This window comes from Leifsonia xyli subsp. xyli str. CTCB07, assembly GCF_000007665.1.
Lineage (GTDB): Bacteria > Actinomycetota > Actinomycetes > Actinomycetales > Microbacteriaceae > Leifsonia > Leifsonia xyli_C.
Genome location: NC_006087.1, coordinates 853566 through 871746, shown reverse-complemented (window position 1 = coordinate 871746; position 18181 = coordinate 853566). Strand labels below are relative to the sequence as shown.

Genomic DNA, 18181 nt, shown 5'->3' with positions numbered 1-18181 from the left:
TCAGCGAAGCCGGACGCCGTGAACCCCGTTGTGGTGGCGCAGCGCCGGAAACACGACGGACAGTGAGAAGCCGAACCCCGGCACCGTCTTCGCCGTGAGCACGCCGCCGAACAGCGACGCTCGCTCTCGCAGCTCGGTCAGGTCTGCGCCCTCGGGCGGCTCGGTGATCGCGTGGAGGTCGTCCTCCATCGTGTAGGCGGTCGCGCGGTCGACACCGTCGCGGTCGAGTCCGCTGCGGCGCGCTGCGGCCCGGATGCCGTCGTCGTCCACGCTCACCTGCAGACCATCGCCGGTCCACGCGAACGAGACCGTGGCCTTCGTTCCCGGACCGCCGTGTTTCAGCGCGTTTCCGAGACTGGTTTGCAGGATGCGGAAGACGGCGAGCTCCGCCCCTGGACGCAGCTCGAACGGTTTGCCGCTCTCGGTGAAGCCGACCGTGAGGCCGGCGTCGCGCAGGACGCGGAAGAGGCCATCCGCCGAGTGGAGGTCGGGGCTCGGGAGGGCGGCATTGCGACCCTCCGCGACGATGTCCTGCAGCCGGCGCAGATCGGCCGCCGCGGCCGTCTCGAGAGCTCCGGCGGAGAGGGCGGTCGCTTCGGGATCGGAGCCGGCGGCATACCGCAGTCCTTCCGCCTGGCTGGCGATCCGGCTAATGGCCGCCACAGCGACATCTGCGAGTTCACCGGCGATGCGGAACCGGCCATTTTGCTCGGCCAGGTCGAGTTCGCGGTCGATGCGGTCCCATTCGGACTCCTCCCGTGTCGCGGCCAGCCGGCGGCGGCGGACCCGCTCGGCGAGCCAGAGCGCGAGGAAGACGACCGCCCCAGCCCCGAGGGCTGCGGCGATGGCGATCATGGGTGGGGTCATACGGGTCCTTCCGGAGGCCGGCTGCGGTTCGCCCAGGCAGGATGTGGGGGTCGTCCTGCCGACGGCGCGACCGCTCCCACGGGGTTCGGCGGGTGAGGTTCAGGGTATGCCCCATGCTAACGCCGGGGACAGCGCTCATCCTGAGCCCGGAGGCATCGCGCGGCTCTTCTTGCGAGAAAGGCCGGCTCTTCTTCCGAGGTGTACACGGGGGATGTGAGTGCTGATGCTCGTGGAAAGGGGCTGCACACCTCTCTCGGCATGAGAGGGTCCCCGACTTGGACTCGAACCAAGAACCTGCCGGTTAACAGCCGGCTGCTCTGCCAATTGAGCTATCGAGGAATGCTTGGTCAGCGAAGCCACTCTAGCAAGGATTCCGCTACCGGGAGAAATCGGCGGCGCATTCCGCGCGCGTCACCATCAGTACCCCGCGCCAGGGTCGACCAGGCCAACGAAGCGGCCGCTGCCGAGGAACGCTTGGACGTTCAGCCGGATCCGCTCGGCGAGCAGTGGAGCGACCATCTCCGCTGTGTCGGCCTGGTGCGGGGTGACGATGCAGTTCTTCTCCGCCCAGAGCGGGTGGCCGTCCGGCAGCGGCTCGGGGTCGGTGACATCGACCCCGGCTCCGGCGATGGCCCCGGTGCGGAGAGCCGTCACGAGCGCATCGCTGTCGACGAGGCCGCCGCGGGCGATGTTCACGAGGACAGCGGTGCTCTTCATCGCGGCGAACTCCCGGGCGCCGATGAGCCGCCGCGTGCCGCCCGTGAGCGCGGCCGCGAGGACCACCACATCCGCGGAGGGCAGGACCTCGACCAGCCGTTCGGCGGTGGTCGTCACCGCCGAACCGGGGACGGGTTCGGCGCTGCGCCGGACGATCGTCGCGCGGACTCCGAACGGTTCGAGCAGCCGCAGGAGCTCGCGCGCGATGCCGCCCGCCCCGACGATCGCGACATCCAGGCCGTAGAGGGAGGTGCCCTCCTGCACCGTGCCCCAACTCATCGCTCGAACCCGCTGGGGAAGGACGCGCAGCAGCACGAGCGTGAGTGCGAGAGCGTGTTCGGCAACGGGCTGGGCGTAGGCGCCCTTTGCGCTCGTCCAGATCAGCCGGGACCGGTCCTCCTTCGCCAGGATGTCGCCAAAGGCGTCGACGCCCGCGAACGGCAGCTGCACCCAGCCGATGCCGGGGTGCGCTTCAAGCACCGGCGGGAAGTCCTTCGCATCCCGGTTCGACAGCCACACCACTCCGCGTGTCCGATCGGAGAGCGGCTCGACCGTGCCGCCCCCGGCCTCCACAGCAGCGACGAAGGCCGGTTCTGCGGTCGGCAGCACCGCGATCGGGCCCGGCTCGGGACGGTGGCCGACGGGAAGGGGGACCGCGTCCACCGCCAGGACGGCGTGGTGCTGGGCGGGGTGCTCGGCGGTCATCGACGCGTGTCCTTCCGGTGGTGGGGGTGGGTCAGCTCGCGCGCTGCGGTCGCCGCTCGGTGCGCCGCTGCGTCCGGCCGAGCGCCCTGGCCAGTCTCTGAACGAAGGGATGCGCGGGGTCGGCGAGCACCCCCTCGATCGGGCCGTAGCCGACCGGGCGACCGCCCTGCAGCACGAGGGAGACATCCGTCGCCCGGCGCAGGACGGCGAGGTCGTGGCTGACGATCACGGCGGTGAACTCGGCCTGCTCACGCAGCTGGCCGAGCAGATCGATCACGGCATCCCGCACGGTCGCGTCGATGCCCGCTGTTGGCTCGTCGGCGACCAGGATGCGCGGCCCTAGCACCAGCGCGCGCGCGAGCGCTACGCGCTGCCGCTGGCCGGAGCTGAGCTCGTAGGGGTACTTCGAGAGCACACTGAGCGGCAGGTGAACCGTGTCGAGCGTGGTCGCCGCTCGCTCCCCCGCTGCGCGGCGCGAGAAATGCCTGTCGCGCTCGAGGATCGGCAGCGATACGTTGTCCTGCACGGTGAGCGACGGCTCCAGGGTGTTCCCGGCGTCTTGCGGCAGGTAGCCGACATGGAAGGTGACCTCCGCGATGTCCCGCTTCTTCGCTTTCCGGAGAGGGCGACCGAGGACGGTCGCCTGTCCCCCGGCGATCCGGGGTCCGGGATCGCACGACTTCAGCGGCAGTCCGTGGCCGGAGAGCACAGCGGCGAGCGTGCTCTTGCCGGAGCCCGTCTCTCCCAGGACGCCGAGGGACTGACCCGATTCCAGCCGGAAATCGACTCCGCGCAGGGCGACGCAGGAGGCGCTGGCGCCCCGCGCCGGATATTCGACGGACAGGTCGCTGACGACGATAGCGGGTTCGGAGCTCACAGACCGACTTTAGGCGCTCCCGCCGCGCAACGCTTGCAAGGCAGCCCGCCGGTCGACCTGTTCGGCCGGGTCCGGGACGGGGAGGGACGCGAGCAGGCGCTGCGTGTACTCCTCGCGCGGGCTGCCCAGCACCTGGTCACCGGTCCCCTCCTCCACGAGTGTCCCGCGGTGCAGCACCGCGATCCGGTCGGCGAGCAGGTCGACAACCGCCAAGTCGTGACTGATGAACAGGGAGGCGAACCCGAATTCGCGCTGCAGCTCGGCGAACAGCTCCAGGACGCGTGCCTGCACCGACACGTCCAGCGCGGAGGTCGGCTCGTCCGCGATCAGGAGCGCGGGCTCCAGCGCGAGCGCACGGGCGAGACTCGCGCGCTGCCGCTGACCGCCGGAGAGCTCGTGCGGGAACCGGTCGCCGTAGCCGCGCGGCAGCTGCACCGCCTCCAGCAGATCGTCCACCCGCGCCCGCGCGTCTGCCGGCGACGAAGCCTTGCCGTGGACGACGAGCGGTTCGGCGACGCAGTCCGCAATGCTCAGCAGCGGGTTGAAGCTCGAAGCCGGGTCCTGGAACACGAAGCCGATCTCGCTGCGGACCCGGCGGAACTCCCGTTCCCGGACGCCGTTCATCTCGATCCCGAGCACCTGCAGCGACCCGCCGGTGACCCGGTTCAGCCCGCCGATGGCCCGCCCGATGGTCGTTTTGCCCGAGCCCGACTCGCCCACCAGCCCGAGCACTTCGCCCGGACGGATATCGAAACTCACACCGTCCACCGCCACATACCCGGGTCGGCCGAGTCGCCCCGGGTAGCGGACGCGGAGGTCGCGCGCTTGCACCACCGGCGCCACCCCGGGCTGTTCCGCCCGCGCGCGAGCCCGCTCCTGCGTCGCGATGCGGCCCTGCCCGATCGTCGGGACGGCTGCCAGCAGCCTCCGTGTGTAGTCGGCTTGTGGAGCGGAGAACAGCGTGTACACATCCGCTTCTTCGACGAGTTTGCCCTGGTACATCACAGCCACACGGTCGGCGAGGTCGGCCACCACACCCATGCTGTGGGTGATGAGCACGATCGCAACGCCGAATTCGTCGCGGCAGCGGCGGAGCAGGTCGAGGATTTCGGCTTGCACGGTCACATCCAGCGCGGTTGTCGGCTCGTCGGCGACGATCAGCCCCGGGTTCAGGACCATCGCCATGGCGATGACGATGCGCTGCTTCTGCCCGCCCGAGAACTGGTGCGGGTAGTGCTTGACGCGCTTCTCCGGGTCCGGGATGCCGACGCGGCGCAGGATGTCGACCGCCTTCTCCCGCGCGGCCTTCTTCGATAGCTTGCCGTGGGCACGAAGACCTTCGGCGATCTGCCAGCCCACGGTGTACACGGGGTTAAGAGCGGTGGAGGGTTCCTGGAAGACCATCGCAACGTCCGTGCCGCGGATCTCCCGCAGCTCCCGCTTGCTCAGCGAGAGGATGGCCGCCTCGCTCTGCCGGTCCTTGCTGCGCAGGATCACCGCGCCCGAAGCCGTCGCCGTCGCCGGAAGCAGGCCGAGGATCGTCTTGGCGGTGACCGTCTTGCCGCTGCCGGACTCGCCGACGATCGCGAGCACCTCGCCGGGGGACACAGACAGCGAGACACCGTCGACAGCCTTCACGGGGCCGGCGTCGGTGGCGAACGTCACTTGCAGATTGTCGAGCTGGACGACATCGTTCATGGCTTGACCTCGATTCCGTGTCGGTCGATGCTCTCTCTGCCGTCGAGTCCCTCGATCCCGCCAGGCGCCGAGAGCGGCCCACCCGGGACCACCGAGGTCTCGGCGACTTCGCCCGAGGCCTCCGCCGCGCGCCGGCGCCCGCGCAGGCGCGGGTCGGCCAGATCGTTGAGGCTCTCGCCGACCAGTGTGATGCCGAGAACGACCAGCACGATTGCGAGGCCGGGGAAGACCGCCGTCCACCAGATGCCGCTCGTGACATCGGCTACGGCCTTGTTAAGGTCGTAGCCCCATTCGGCGGCCGCGGTCGGTTCGATCCCGAAGCCGAGGAAGCCGAGCGCCGCAAGCGTCAGGATCGCTTCCGAGGAGTTGAGCGTGAAGATCAGCGGCAGGGTGCGGGTCGAGTTCCGCAGGACGTGCCGGAACATGATCCGGACGTCGCTCGCCCCGATCACCCTGGCCGATTCGACGTACGCCTCGGCCTTGATCCGCACGGCCTCCGCACGGATGACGCGGAAATACTGCGGGATGTAGACGACGGTGATCGAGATCGCCGCAGCGAGGATGCCGCCCCACAGGCTCGACTGGCCGCCCGAGATGACGATCGCCATCACGATCGCGAGGAGCAGCGAGGGGAACGCGTAGATCGCGTCCGCGATCACGACGAGCACCCGGTCCACCCAGCCGCCGAAGTATCCCGAGACCAGCCCGAGGATGACACCGGCGAAGATCGACAGAAGGACGGCAATGACGATGACCACGACAGCCGTCTGGGCGCCCCAGACCACCCGCGAGAACACATCGTATCCGCCGACGGTCGTGCCCCAGATGTGCGCGACGCTCGGCGGCTCTTGCGATCCGAACTGCCGCCCATCGGCCCCTTTCAGCTGAGCGAAGCCGTAGGGGGCGATCACCGGTGCGAACGCGGCGATGACGAGGAAGAGCCCGGTCAGGACGAGACCGGCGACCAGCATCCCGCGCTGCAGTCCCACGGACTGGCGCAGCTGGCGGACGACGGGCAGCCGGCTCCACCGGGAGTGTCTTCGCTCGGCCATCTCAATACCTCACTCTCGGGTCGATGAGCGCCGCGATGATGTCGACAATGAAGTTCGTGACGGCGACGATCACAGCCAGCAGCACCACGAGGCCCTGGACAGCGACGAAGTCGCGCGCCTGGAGGTAGTGCGAGAGCTGGAAGCCGAGCCCCTTCCATTCGAAGGTCGTCTCGGTCAGGATCGCTCCGCCCAGCAGCAACGCAATCTGTAGCCCGATCACGGTGATGATCGGGATGAGCGCCGGACGGTAGGCGTGCTTGCGCACAAGCCGGTACTCCCCCACACCCCGCGAGCGTGCCGCGTCCACGTAGTCGGTGGACAGCGTCCCGATGACGTTCGTGCGCACCAGGCGCAGGAAGATCCCGGCGGTCAGCAGGCCCAGCGTGACGGCGGGGAGGACCGCGTGCAGCAGGACATCGCCCACGACCGCCGGATCGCCGGTCTGGAGAGCGTCGATCAGGTAGATGCCCGTTTTGCTGTCGAGTGTCTGCATCTCGATCTCGGAGCCAGTGGAGGCGCGGCCGGCGACCGGGAGCCAGTCGAGCCAGATCGAGAAGACGAGCTTCATCACGAGACCGGCGAAGAAGACCGGTGTGGCGTAGCAGAGGATCGCGAACACACGGAGGGAGGCGTCTCCCCACCGGTCGCGGAAGGCAGCGGACAGCAGACCGAGCGGGATGCCGACGACGAAGGCGACGATGAGGGCGTAGAACGCCAGTTCGAGCGTCGCCGCGCTGTAGGTCAGCAGCACCTGCGTGACCGGCAGGTGATCGGTGAACGTCGTGCCGAAGTCTCCGCGCAGCAGCTGCCCGAGGTACTCGACGTACTGGATGAGGAGGGGCCGGTCGTACCCGGCCTGGTGGATGCGCTCCTGCAATTGTGCGGGTGGCAGCTTGCCACCGAGCGCGGCCGTGAGGGGGTCGCCCGTCGAGCGCATCAGGAAGAAGACGACTGTGACGAGGATGAAGATCGTCGGGACGATGAGGAGCGCGCGGATCAGAATATAGCGGCCGAGACCGCCTCCCGGCCGCCGGCGTCTCCGGGTGCGTTCGGGACCGGGCGCAGTGGGCGCCGCGGGTCCTCTGACCGTCGTTGTCATAGAAGCCAATCGTGGGTGGTTCGTGGAGGGGGCGGTCCTCGGGACTGCGGGCCGCCCCCTCGGGTCCCGGGCCGGCTGCCCGGGATCGGGGTCTTATTTCGACAGCACCGCGTAGCGGAACTTGAACGAGGCGTCGAGCGTTTTGTCGGTGCCCTTCACATCCTTGCCCACCACGGCGACCTGCGCGCCCTGCAGCAGCGGCAGAGTGGGGAGGTCCGCGCCGGCCTTGGCCTGGATCTCCTCGATGAGCTTGGTGCGCTCGACCTTGTCAGCCGTGCCCACCTGCTGGGTGATCAGCTGCTGTATCTCGGGGCTGTCGTAGTGGTTCGCCAGGAAGTTGTCCTTGGTGAAGAACGGCGACAGGTAGTTGTCCGCGTCGGAGTAGTCCGGGAACCAGCCCAGCTGGTAGGCCGGGTAGAGGTCCTTCACCCGGTCCTTGGAGTATTGCACCCACTCGGTCGACTGCAGGTTGACGGTGAACAGCCCGCCGTTCTCCAGCTGCTCCTTGACGAGAGCGTATTCGTCGCCGGAAGACGGGCCGTAGTGGTCGGGGTTGTACTGGAGGTTCAGTGTGATCGGTGTGGTGACTCCTGCCGCTTGCAGGGTCGCCTTCGCTTTGTCGAGACTCGGCCCGCCGTTGCCATCGCCGTAGCGATCCTTCAGCACGGTGGTTGCCCCAGTCAGGCCCTCGGGGACGAACGAGTACAGCGGCGTGTAGGTGTTCTTGTAGACCTGTTTGGCGATGGTCGGCCGGTCGATGAGGTCGGCGGCCGCCTGGCGCACGGCCAGGGCCTTCGCGGCGTCGGCAGCCGGCTGGGTCGCGCCGTACGGCATCGTGTTGATGTTCCACACGATGTAGCGGGTCTCACCGCCCGGGCCCTTGACGACCTTGACGCTCTTGTTTGAGCTCAGGCTGTCGATGTCGGTCGCCGAGAGGCTCCGGAACGCCACGTCGATGGCGTCCTTCTGGATGTCCAGCTTCAGGTTCGAGGACTCGGCGTAGTACTTCACGTTCACCTTCGAGGTCACCGGCTTCCCCAGGAGACCCTGATAGTCCGGATTCGCCGTGTACGCGATCAGGTTGTTGAAGTCGTAGTTCGCGATGTCGTACTGGCCGGCGAAGGCGTGGCCCTTGACGATGGTGCTGTCCGGGGTGACCTTGTCGGCCGAGAAGACCTGCTCATCCACGATCGGACCGGCCGGGCTCGAAAGCACCTGGGGGAAGGTCTGGTCGTTCGCGACCTTCAGCGTGAACACGACGGTCGTCTTGTCCGGGGCGCTGACACTGTCCAAATTGCCCAGCAGCGAGGCCGGACCGTTCGGGTCGTTGATCTTCAGCTGACGGTCGAAGGTGAACTTCACGTCGGACGAAGTCAGGTCGTGACCGTTCGCGAATCTCAGGTTCGGCTTCAGTTTGACGGTGTACTGGGTGGGCGAGGTGAACGAAGCGCTCTCGGCGATGTCCGGCTTCACATCCGGGCTGCCGTACGGCGTGTTCACCAGGAAGGGATAGACCTGGTTCATAACGGCGAACGAGCCGTTGTCGTAGGAGCCGGCCGGGTCGATCGACGTGACTTTGTCCGTCGTCCCGACGGTCAGCGTGCCGCCGCCGCTACCGCTCCCGGAGCAGCCGGCGAGCAGCAGCACCGTGGCTGCGAAAGCGGCCGACGCGGCGAACAGCCGCCGTCCGCCATTGTGTGCGGATCTCATATCCGATTACCTCATTCCTGGTGAGTGGGGTCATCGAGACGGCACGACGCACACGAGTGCTCCATCGCCGAATCGGGTATGCACTGTCCTAGCATGAAAGGCGGACCTGCCGCTCCTCCGCCGCCCGATTGAGCCGAAATCTTTACATCTATGCAACAAACGGCGCTGATTCGCGCACGGAGGCAAGCCCCCGCGTCATCGGCTAATCGCTGCGGAGGCGCATCCGCTCGCTGTCGATCGACGCCAGGGCGATCTGCAGAGAGCGCCGGTGCTCCGCGTCCTGTGCGTCCGTCCGCGCCAGCCGTGCGGTGAGCACGGCCTTCTCGCGCAGCAGATCGCGGTCGATCAGGCCGTCCAGAACAGACCGGGCGTACCGTCCCGGGTCGGACCCCGCGTGCAGGACACCCACCGCCAGAGCGTTGACCGTCGGTGCGTACGCCGTCGGCACTTCGGCCTGAACGCGGTCCACCCAGCCCGGTTGCCCGAGCGTCGCGAGCTGGCTGGCCATCGCATCCCGGATGACCGCGTGCGTCGGGTTCGCGAACGGCACCTGCAACGCCCGGGCCGCGCGCTCGGAGCCGACCTCCCCGGGCAGCTGGAGAAGCACCATGAGGCTCTCCCTCTCGGTGCGCTGCGTCGGGTCGGCCGGGGCGGTGCCGGCCACCACGATAGGCGCTGCTGGAGCGGACTCCCGCACGGCCGTCATCCCTGCGGACTGGTCGCTCTGCTGCTCGCCGCGGCCGGAGAGCTGCGCGGAGCGGACCGCGCGGAGTGCGTCCTCCAGCTCAGCGCCGGACAGCCGGGCGAGTTCCCGCGCATAGCCGTTCTGCGAAGCAGGGTCGCGGATGGTCGCCACGATCGGCGCGCCCGCTCGGAGCGCCGCCGTCCTCCCTTCGACCGAATCCAGGTCGTACCGCTCGACAACCTGCCGAATCATGAACTCGAACATGGGCTTCTTGCCGTCGATCATCCGCCGCACCGCGTCGTCGCCTTTCGCGAGCCTCAGATCGCACGGGTCGAGTCCATCCGGCCCGACCGCGACGTAGGTCTGTGCCGAGAAACGCCGCTCTTCGCCGAATGCCCGCGCGGCGGCCTTCTGCCCGGCAGCGTCCGGGTCGAAGGTGAAGATCACCGACCCGCTACTGGAGTCGTCCACCATCACACGGCGGATCGTCTTGATGTGGTCCACACCGAACGCAGTGCCGCACGTCGCCACCGCCGTCGTGATCCCAGCCAGATGGCAGGCCATCACATCCGTGTACCCCTCAACCACCACTACCTGATCGTCCCGGGCGATGTCTCGCTTGGCGAGATCCAGCCCGTACAGCACCTGGGTCTTCTTGTAAACTGGTGTCTCGGGCGTGTTCAGGTACTTCGGGCCGTTGTCGTCTTCCAGAAGCCGGCGCGCGCCGAAGCCGATGGTCTGGCCGGTCACATCCCGGATCGGCCAGACCAGACGGCCGCGGAACCGGTCGTAGACGCCGCGGTCGCGCTGCGAGACGAGCCCGGCCGCGAGCAGTTCGTCGGGGGTGAAGCCCTTGCCGCGCAGATGGTTCGTCAGTTCGTCCCAGCTCTTCGGTGCGTACCCCACTCCGAAGCGTTGCGCGGCGATCGCATCGAACCCGCGCTCCCCCAGGAACCGGCGGCCCGGGTCCGCTTCCGGCACGCCGAGCGTCCCAGCGAAGAACTCTTCGGCGGCCGTGTTGGCCGCCAGGATGCGCGCACGGTTCCCGCTGGACTCGCGCGGTCCGCCGCTGCCCTCCTCATAGTGCAGCTGGAAACCGATCCGGGCCGCGAGCCGCTCGACCGCCTCCGCGAAGGAGACGTGGTCGAGCTTCACGAGGAACTCGTACACATCCCCGCCCTCGCCGCAGCCGAAGCAGTGGTAGCGCCCGACCCCGGGACGCACGTTGAAGCTGGGGCTCCTCTCATCGTGGAACGGGCACAGCCCCTTCAGCGAACCGACACCGCCGGGTTTCAGGCTGACGTAATCGCCGATGATGTCGGCGATATTGGTGCGAGCCTTGACCTCTTCGATGTCGCTCTGTCGAATCCGGCCGGCCATAAGACGATCCTAATGAGCCCCGCCGACCTCACTCGCGCGGAGGGCGGTGGCGTGGCCTCGTGTTCTGCGCGATCTCGATGATCGCGCAGAAGACTTCGATCGTCACCCGCAGCAGGAGCACGCTCAGGACGGCCGCGACGAGCGTCACGAGCACGCCCAGCAGGAAGACGAAGGCTCCTACCGGCGAGGAGGTCGCGATCGCGATGCCCAGGCTGTTCGCGAACCCGACCACGATCCCGAGGCCGATGAGCATGAGGCCGACGACATAGACCGGACCGGCGAGCTTGCGGGTGACATAGGACGTGAAGGTGAAATCGAACAGGGACGAGAAGAAGCGCGAATCGTCCAGCCGCTCGGCGAAGTCGTTCACAGTGCGACCGTAGCCGGGCTGTCCGGGAGCCGCCTGCGGCGGATCCGCCCGAGCCGCGCCTGCGCCGCTAGGCAAGCCGGGGGCGTCAGCGGTGAAGACGGCTGTCTCGCTGGCGGCGCTTCGGTCTTCCGCCGCCGTCGCGGTCCCCGCCACCGCGGTGCTGTCTGCGGGCGGGGCCGCTGTCGCGAGCATGGCGTCCAGGATCTCTGGGGCTTCGCCGTCGGTGTTCCTCGCCTTCTCCGACGGTGTCGTGCGCGGCGGGCGTTTGCGGGGTGCGGGCGTCCGTTTCGCGGGCACGACCGCCGCAGGCTTCCCCGCGGGTGCGCCGGCCTTGGCCGCCGGTTCCTTGTCCGGCGTGCCAGCCGTGTGCTTTTCGGGGGCGGGTGTTACGGTCTCGTCCGCCTCCGCGGCGTCGGTCGCGGGGCTGGGCTGGTGGTCGTCGTCCGACGGTGGCTGTGGCGTGCTCATTCGTCTCCCTCGATGCGCATGCTCCCAGCATTCTGCACCGGGAGCGGGGTTTCAAGCCTGTGGCTCGCGCGCCGCGCTCTCAGCGCTGCGCGAGACGGTCGAACCAGCTCAGAGCGGACTGATCGGTGAGGCTCGCGACCTGGTCGACCACGACGCGCTTCTGCTCAGCGTCCGTCGTGGCGAGCCGCCAGTCTTCCTGGAATCCGGAATCGAGGGCCGTAAGGCCCCGAGCATACAGCAGATCGGCGAGCGTCGACAGGATCTCGCGCTGCTGCGCATAGATCGGCTGCCGAGTGTTGTGCGACATGACGAACGTCGCCACGATCCCCTTGAGTACCGCGATCTCCGCACAGATGTCCCGCGGCACCACCACATCGGCCCCGAACCGGAGGAGGTCGGCGCTGCCGGCCGTCGCCCTCGTCGCGTGGACGGCAGCGTGGGCGAAGCGCCCGATGAGCTGGCTGGTCAGATTCTTGAGGCGAGCTTGCGAGCGGCGGCTGCCGTCCCAGCTGTCCAGCCAGATATCGAGGTTGTCGAGCCGGTCGAAGGCGTCGATGAGCTCGTCGTGGCTGAACTCCCCGCCGATCCACTCGTACATCGAGCGGACGAGATCGTCGTGGTCCACCCTGCTGCCGAGCGCGGCGACGTCGATGTAGCCGTTGACAACGGCGTCCTCGAAATCATGCACGGAGTATGCGATGTCGTCGGAGAGGTCCATGACCTGCGCTTCGATGCATCGCTGCCGGTCGGGAGCGCCGTCGCGCAGCCACGCGAACACCGCGCGGTCATCGGTGTAGAAACCGAACTTGGCGCGCCCGCTCGGATCTGCCACCGACGAGGTCGCCGGCCACGGATACTTGCAACTCGCGTCGAGGCTCGCGCGCGTCAGGTTGAGGCCGAAGGGATGGCCGTCCCGGCCGAACGTCTTGGGTTCCAGCCGGGTGAGCAGACGCAGGGTTTGGGCGTTGCCCTCGAAGCCGCCGATATCCGCCGCCCACGCGTTGAGCGCCCGTTCACCATTGTGGCCGAAGGGAGGATGCCCGATGTCGTGCGCGAGGCAGGCGGTGTCGACGATATCGGGGTCGAGGCCGAGGCTGGTTGCGAGCTCGCGGCCGACCTGCGCCACTTCGAGCGAGTGCGTGAGCCGGTTCCGGGCGAAGTCGAGGCCAGCGGTCGGGCTGAGCACTTGCGTTTTGGCCGCGAGTCGCCGCAGCGCGCTCGAGTGCAGCAGCCGGGCGCGATCGCGGGCGAAGTCGCTGCGACGGCTGGAGTGCTGCTCCGGGAGCCAGCGCTCCCGATCGTGCTCGCGGTACCCCGCCATTGCCTTCCGGCTATCCACCACTGTTGTGTGCCTCCGCCTCGGAGAGTTCGAATCGGCCTTCGACGTCGAGCTCCCGGCTCTTCAGCCAGCACTCCGGCAGCGCCGGACGCTTGGGGGATCCGGCGCGCCCGCGCTGGCCTTCCGCTGCCGCCCCCGGATACTCCTGGTCTGCGTCCAGTGTCGCGAGAAGGTCATCGAGATGCGCCAGCGTTTCCACGGTGGCGAGGCTGGCCCGCAGGTCGCCGCCGACCGGATAGCCCTTGAAGTACCAGGCGACATGTTTCCGGATGTCGCGGCAGCCGCGCTCCTCGCTGTCGAAGAACTCGACCAGCAGCTCGGCGTGCCGCCGGAAGGTGGCCGCGACCTCTCCGAGGGCCGGATGCGCCTGCGCCGCGGCCGCTTCGTCCGCGCTCAGCTCACCGGCCCGGGCTTTGAAAGCGGCAGCCAGGTCTCCGAACAGCCAGGGCCGGCCGAGGCAGCCGCGGCCGACCACCACGCCGTCGCATCCCGTCTCCTCGACCATGCGGACGGCGTCTGCCGCCGACCAGATATCGCCGTTGCCGATCACCGGCGTGCCGGTGATCGTCTCCTTGAGCGTGCGGATCGCCGGCCAGTCCGCGTGCCCCGAGTAGAACTCGGCCGCTGTGCGGGCGTGCAACGCGATCGAGGCCACGCCCGCGCCCTCGGCGGCCCTCGCCGCTTCGAGGTAGGTCAGGTGGTCGCTGTCGATGCCCTTGCGCATCTTGACGGTGAGGGGGATGTCCCCCGCGGCCGCGACCGCGCCCTCCACGATCTCGCGGAACAGCCCGAGCTTCCACGGCAGCGCCGCTCCCCCGCCCTTGCGCGTGACTTTGGGGACCGGGCAGCCGAAGTTGAGGTCGATGTGGTCGGCGCGGTCTTCCGCAACCAGCAGCGTGACCGCCTCGCGCACCGTTTTTGGGTCCACCCCGTAGAGCTGGATGCTGCGCGGCGTCTCCGACTCGTGATGGGCGATCAGCCGCAGCGATTCAGGGGTGCGCTCCACGAGCGCCCGCGAGGTGATCATCTCGCTCACATACAGACCGGCGCCGAACTCGCGACACAGCCGCCGGAATGCGGTGTTCGTTATCCCGGCCATGGGCGCGAGCACGACCGGCACGTCGAGCGCGAGCGGTCCGATGGCCAGCTTCGCCGCAGTGCCAGCCGAGGGTGTGTCGCCGCGGAGAGTGGCGCGGGGAGTGAGAGTAGTGGTGAGCATCTGTTTCGATTCTCCCAGAAAGCGTGCTGAACTCTGGCCGAGAGCCCGGAATCTGTGGACAACCCGCGGGATGCGGAATCAGTGGAGGAAGTTGCCGCGAGCAAGGGCCGCCGCCGCGCCGTTCGGGAGCATTACGGAGTGGCCGGCCGTCGCGGACGCCAGCATCCGGGCCGCACAGTGTCGATGGGCGCTGGGGCCCACGGCTACTCGTTCTTCGCGGACTCCGACGCGCTGCTGACGGCATTCGGCGCGACCGTCGCGGACATCACCGATCCGGAGTGGCGCGGGATCTCGCAGCCGCCGCCGTCGCCGCCGCGCGCTCGGTCCAGGCCTGCTCGAGCGCTTGGGCGAACGCCGCAGCGCCCTGCGAGCCCGACAGGCCGTACTTGCCATCGATCACGAAGAACGGCACGCCGGCGATGCCGTACTCTCTCGCGACCGCCTGGTCGGCCCGCACCGCCTCCCGGAACTCGCCCGACTCCAGCGCGGCCAGAGCCGCGGCACGGTCGAGCCCGACCTCGGCGGCGAGCGCGGCGAGGTCCTCAGCGCGGCCGACATGACGGCCCTCGGTGAAGTAGGCGCGGAACAGCCGCTCCACCAGTTCCAGCTGCTTGCCCTGCGCCTTCCCGAAGTGCAGCAGTTCATGCGCCCGGACGGTGTTCGTGTGCTTCAGAGCGTCGAAGTCTTAGTCCAGCCCGACCGAGGCCGCGACACCGGTCACCCGCTCCAACATCTGCTGGACCTGAGCAGCCGGGATGCCTTTGTGGCCCGCCAGGAAGTCGGCTTCGCTGCCGTCGAAGTCCACCGGCGTGTCGGGCGAGAGCTCGAAGGAACGGTACTCCACGTCGGTTCCGCGGCCCCCGCCCGAAGCAGAGAATAGGTCGCTGCCCGCCTCGAACATCCGTTTGCCGATGTAGCACCACGGGCAGGAAACATCGGACCATACGGACACTTTGATTGGTTCTGACTCAGTTGATAGAACCGCCGAAATGCCCCTGTATTCCCGCTCTGTGGCCGAGTTCAACATCGATTTGTGAGGCGGAGTTGGAGGGTGTTTCGACTGTGCGCTCTGTTTTCTGTTTCTTGATATTCAATCGCTGTGTCTGGAAAAAGGAAGTGATCACGAGGATCGGCAGGTGCCCAACGGTTCTGGTAGACACCGTGTTCAGGGGTTCGGAAAGGTGTTGGGCTGCCCAGCGCTGGTGAGAGCTTGCAGTCGTCCGAGAGCGAGCGCCCACGTACCATCGAGCGTGAGCCGGCGCTGCCATCCCAACACGGTCCGCCATGTCCCGAATACCATCGGAAGTTCTCTCCAGGTGATTCCCGCCCGATGACGGTAGAGCATGCCATCGATCATGAGACGGGCCTCCGCAGACGGCCGTCCCCGCCGGCCAGACGGAACGGGTAGTAGGTCGGAGATCGCGGCCCATTGGGTATTATTCAGCACCGGGAACGGTGAGCCACGAAGTGCAGCTCGGATAGCGAAGCGATCTGCATCCATGTCTCGCCCAGTCTTGACGATTGCAGCTTCGTCAGGCTTGTGATTCGCTGGGGTCTCTAGGTGTGATGTCCAGGGGGGTTGTTTCGGCGATACGGTCGTGAGGAGTTGAGGGGCGAGGGCCTCCGGTTGTGAAGTGGAGCTGTTCAGTTCAACCGCTTCACGATCCAGGAGGCCTTCGTGTCCCACGTTAACGCTGCTCTCACACCGCGCGCTCGTCTGCGCCTTGCCAGGCTCATCGTCGAGGACCATTGGCTGGTCTCCGTCGCAGCGAAGATGTTTATGGTCTCGCCCGTTACCGCGCGGAAATGGGCGGCGAGGTTCCGCGCCGAAGGCACGGGAGGGATGACCGACCGGTCTAGCCGCCCACGATCGATGCCAACGCGGACGCCGTTGCCCGTGCTCAAGCGGATCGTGCGGGCGAGGTGGCGACGACGCCTGGGGCCGGTGCAGATCGCCGGCGAGCTTGGCCTTCCCGCCTCGACCGTCCACGCCGTCCTGGTGTGCTGCCGCATCAACCGGCTCTGCACCATTGATCGGGTCACGGGCGAGCCGATCCGTCGCTACGAGCACGACCACCCTGGATCGCTGATCCATGTCGACGTGACGAAGTTCGGCAACATCCCCAACGGCGGCGGCTGACGATTCGTCGGCCGCGTCCAGGGCGAACGCAACCGGGAAGCGACCGCCACCCGCACGAAGAGCAGGAACCACCGCTACGAGCCACGGTTGGGCACCGTGTTCGTCTACACGATCATCGACGACCACTCCCGCGTCGCCTACGCCGAGATCTGCTCCGACGAGAAGGCGGACACCGCGATCGGTGTCCTGCGGCGTGCTGTCGCCTGGTTCGCCGACCGGGATGTCAGCGTCGAACTCGTCCTCTCGGACAACGGCTCCGCCTACAAGTCCTACGCCTGGCGAGACGCCTGCACAGAGCTCGGGATCAGGGCGAAGAAGACCCGACCATACCGACCACAGACCAACGGGAAGATCGAACGCTTCCACCGCACACTCGCCGACGGCTGGGCCTACGCCCAGTTCTATGGTTCAGAGGCCGAACGACGAGAAGCACTCCCCGGCTGGCCCCACTTCTACAATCATCACCAGCACCACTCCGCCATCAGAGCCCCACCCATTAGCAGAATCGACAACAACCTCCCTGGACATCACACCTAGGGAGGGCTTGACAACCAGAGTGAGCCGAGCGGCCAGTTGGTCGTTGCCACCCTTGACGAAGTCTTGAGAGCATGTCGCGGAGCCTGAGAGGACCGGGCCCTGGGGGGAAAGAGCGAGACATTTGAACAGGATCTCGGAGAAGCCCAGATCGTTCCCCCCAGCGGAGACGAGAACCACATCTGTAGAATTATTCAACGAATCGATTTGGGATTGAGACGGGTCTTCGTCCCGTCACTCGCCTCGATCACTTGGCCAGTGACCATATCATTGGCGGTCGCACCATTGCAGCTGACATCGGTGACGAAGTACCCGACATCGCGACCGACGCTCCGGCCTACGCTGGAATTGGACTGGGCGCATTCAGGGGCAGGCCCTCCCACATCTTTTCCCACACCAAGAGCGGCAGAGAACGAGTCGCCGATGCTGACGAGATCATGCCGGTGATAGGGACGACGCTACGCCCTGACGGCACAGGATTGAGACGGTCGGCGTTTGCGCCCGGAACAGCGCCCGCAACGACCAGGGAGACTCCGAAGATGGTGCCGATGAGACATCTAACAGATTTTTTGATAATATCTGCAGTAATATACTCCCTAATCCCAGCCAGCGCAAGAGGCTCTGTACGCGATCGCACGGTCGGCAATACACCTCTCGTGAACATCGATGACGTGTTCAGCGCACCGCGACGGCAGCGCCCAGGATTCGGATGACGGTGCGTTGCGGTCCCACTCCCCGTGGTGTCACCCTCCGGCGATGAGGAGGCTGCTGCTCCTCATCGTCCTTCGCGCCGGCTGGGAGATGGGGCCCCCAAGCCTCTCTCCCCCTCGGTCCCGTGCTCCCCAGGTCCACCGACCACAGAGAAAACCTGAAATTAATACAGATTTTTCTTTACTATTGCGAGATGACCGCTCATGCCGCCACCGTCACACACGCCGCAGCGATGGCCCGATTCGGCCATGCGCTCTCCGACACGACCCGTGTCGGCGTCTTGCTCACGCTTCGAGAAGCGCCGGCGTTCCCCTCAGACCTCGCCGAAGCGCTGGGGGTCTCTCGACAGGTGATGTCCAATCAGCTGGCCTGTTTGCGCGGGTGCGGACTGGTCGAGGCGATCCCAGAGGGTCGGCGCACCTGGTATCGGCTGGCCGACAGCCACATCTCCCCCGCACTGGATGAGCTGCTTCGAGTGACGCTGTTCATCGAGCCGGGATGCTGCGCCGGGGAGGAATGCCACTGCGCGTGAGCACCGCCACCGCCACCGCGACCGATCGCCACACCGTGCAGCGCCGGGTCCGGAGAACCAATGCTGTACCCCTGGGCG

At 67.5% G+C, this 18181-nt stretch carries 13 protein-coding genes, 1 tRNA gene and 2 pseudogenes; 2 read left to right on the top strand and 14 right to left on the bottom strand.

What is annotated here, in order from left to right:
- The 14 genes and pseudogenes from LXX_RS04240 to LXX_RS16600 all read right to left on the bottom strand — a co-directional run bounded on the left by LXX_RS04240 (position 1) and on the right by LXX_RS16600 (position 15687).
- Positions 1-867, bottom strand: a complete 867-nt coding sequence (locus LXX_RS04240) for a sensor histidine kinase (RefSeq protein ID WP_223227717.1) — start codon at positions 865-867, stop codon at positions 1-3.
- Positions 868-1133: 266 nt separating this feature from the next.
- Positions 1134-1206, bottom strand: a tRNA-Asn gene (locus LXX_RS04235).
- A gap of 78 nt (positions 1207-1284) precedes the next feature.
- Positions 1285-2289, bottom strand: coding sequence for a D-isomer specific 2-hydroxyacid dehydrogenase family protein (locus tag LXX_RS04230; protein ID WP_081423085.1), 1005 nt, complete (start codon positions 2287-2289; stop codon positions 1285-1287).
- Positions 2290-2320: 31 nt separating this feature from the next.
- Positions 2321-3166, bottom strand: coding sequence for an ATP-binding cassette domain-containing protein (locus LXX_RS04225; protein WP_011185752.1), 846 nt, complete (start codon positions 3164-3166; stop codon positions 2321-2323).
- Positions 3167-3175: 9 nt separating this feature from the next.
- On the bottom strand, positions 3176-4864 hold the full coding sequence (locus LXX_RS04220) for a dipeptide ABC transporter ATP-binding protein (RefSeq protein WP_011185751.1): 1689 nt from the start codon (positions 4862-4864) through the stop codon (positions 3176-3178).
- Positions 4861-5916, bottom strand: coding sequence for an ABC transporter permease (locus LXX_RS04215; protein WP_041767311.1), 1056 nt, complete (start codon positions 5914-5916; stop codon positions 4861-4863). The genes LXX_RS04220 and LXX_RS04215 overlap by 4 nt, the downstream gene beginning before the upstream one ends.
- A gap of 1 nt (position 5917) precedes the next feature.
- Positions 5918-7015, bottom strand: coding sequence for an ABC transporter permease (locus LXX_RS04210; RefSeq protein ID WP_011185749.1), 1098 nt, complete (start codon positions 7013-7015; stop codon positions 5918-5920).
- Between the two features lie 93 nt (positions 7016-7108).
- Complete coding sequence (locus LXX_RS04205) at positions 7109-8725, bottom strand: ABC transporter substrate-binding protein (RefSeq protein ID WP_011185748.1); 1617 nt, start codon at positions 8723-8725, stop codon at positions 7109-7111.
- Positions 8726-8927: 202 nt separating this feature from the next.
- Positions 8928-10790: a DNA primase gene (gene dnaG, locus LXX_RS04200; protein WP_011185747.1), complete on the bottom strand. Its 1863-nt coding sequence runs from the start codon at positions 10788-10790 to the stop codon at positions 8928-8930.
- Between the two features lie 28 nt (positions 10791-10818).
- Complete coding sequence (locus tag LXX_RS12610) at positions 10819-11628, bottom strand: DUF4282 domain-containing protein (RefSeq protein WP_011185746.1); 810 nt, start codon at positions 11626-11628, stop codon at positions 10819-10821.
- Between the two features lie 79 nt (positions 11629-11707).
- A complete protein-coding gene (locus tag LXX_RS04190; RefSeq protein ID WP_041767309.1) occupies positions 11708-12949 on the bottom strand; it encodes a deoxyguanosinetriphosphate triphosphohydrolase in 1242 nt (413 codons plus the stop codon).
- Between the two features lie 10 nt (positions 12950-12959).
- Positions 12960-14186, bottom strand: a complete 1227-nt coding sequence (gene dusB / locus LXX_RS04185; protein ID WP_011185744.1) for a tRNA dihydrouridine synthase DusB — start codon at positions 14184-14186, stop codon at positions 12960-12962.
- Positions 14187-14451: 265 nt separating this feature from the next.
- Positions 14452-15213 (bottom strand): annotated as a pseudogene (locus LXX_RS04180) (DsbA family protein).
- A gap of 138 nt (positions 15214-15351) precedes the next feature.
- The gene (locus tag LXX_RS16600; RefSeq protein WP_081423084.1) at positions 15352-15687 is read right to left on the bottom strand and encodes a transposase; all 336 of its coding nucleotides are present in this window, start codon (positions 15685-15687) and stop codon (positions 15352-15354) included.
- Positions 15688-15864: 177 nt separating this feature from the next.
- Between LXX_RS16600 and LXX_RS04175 the strand changes: the two are divergent.
- Positions 15865-16863, top strand: a pseudogene (locus LXX_RS04175) (IS481-like element ISLxx4 family transposase).
- Positions 16864-17764: 901 nt separating this feature from the next.
- On the top strand, positions 17765-18103 hold the full coding sequence (locus LXX_RS04170; RefSeq protein ID WP_011185742.1) for an ArsR/SmtB family transcription factor: 339 nt from the start codon (positions 17765-17767) through the stop codon (positions 18101-18103).
- Positions 18104-18181 lie beyond the last annotated feature (78 nt).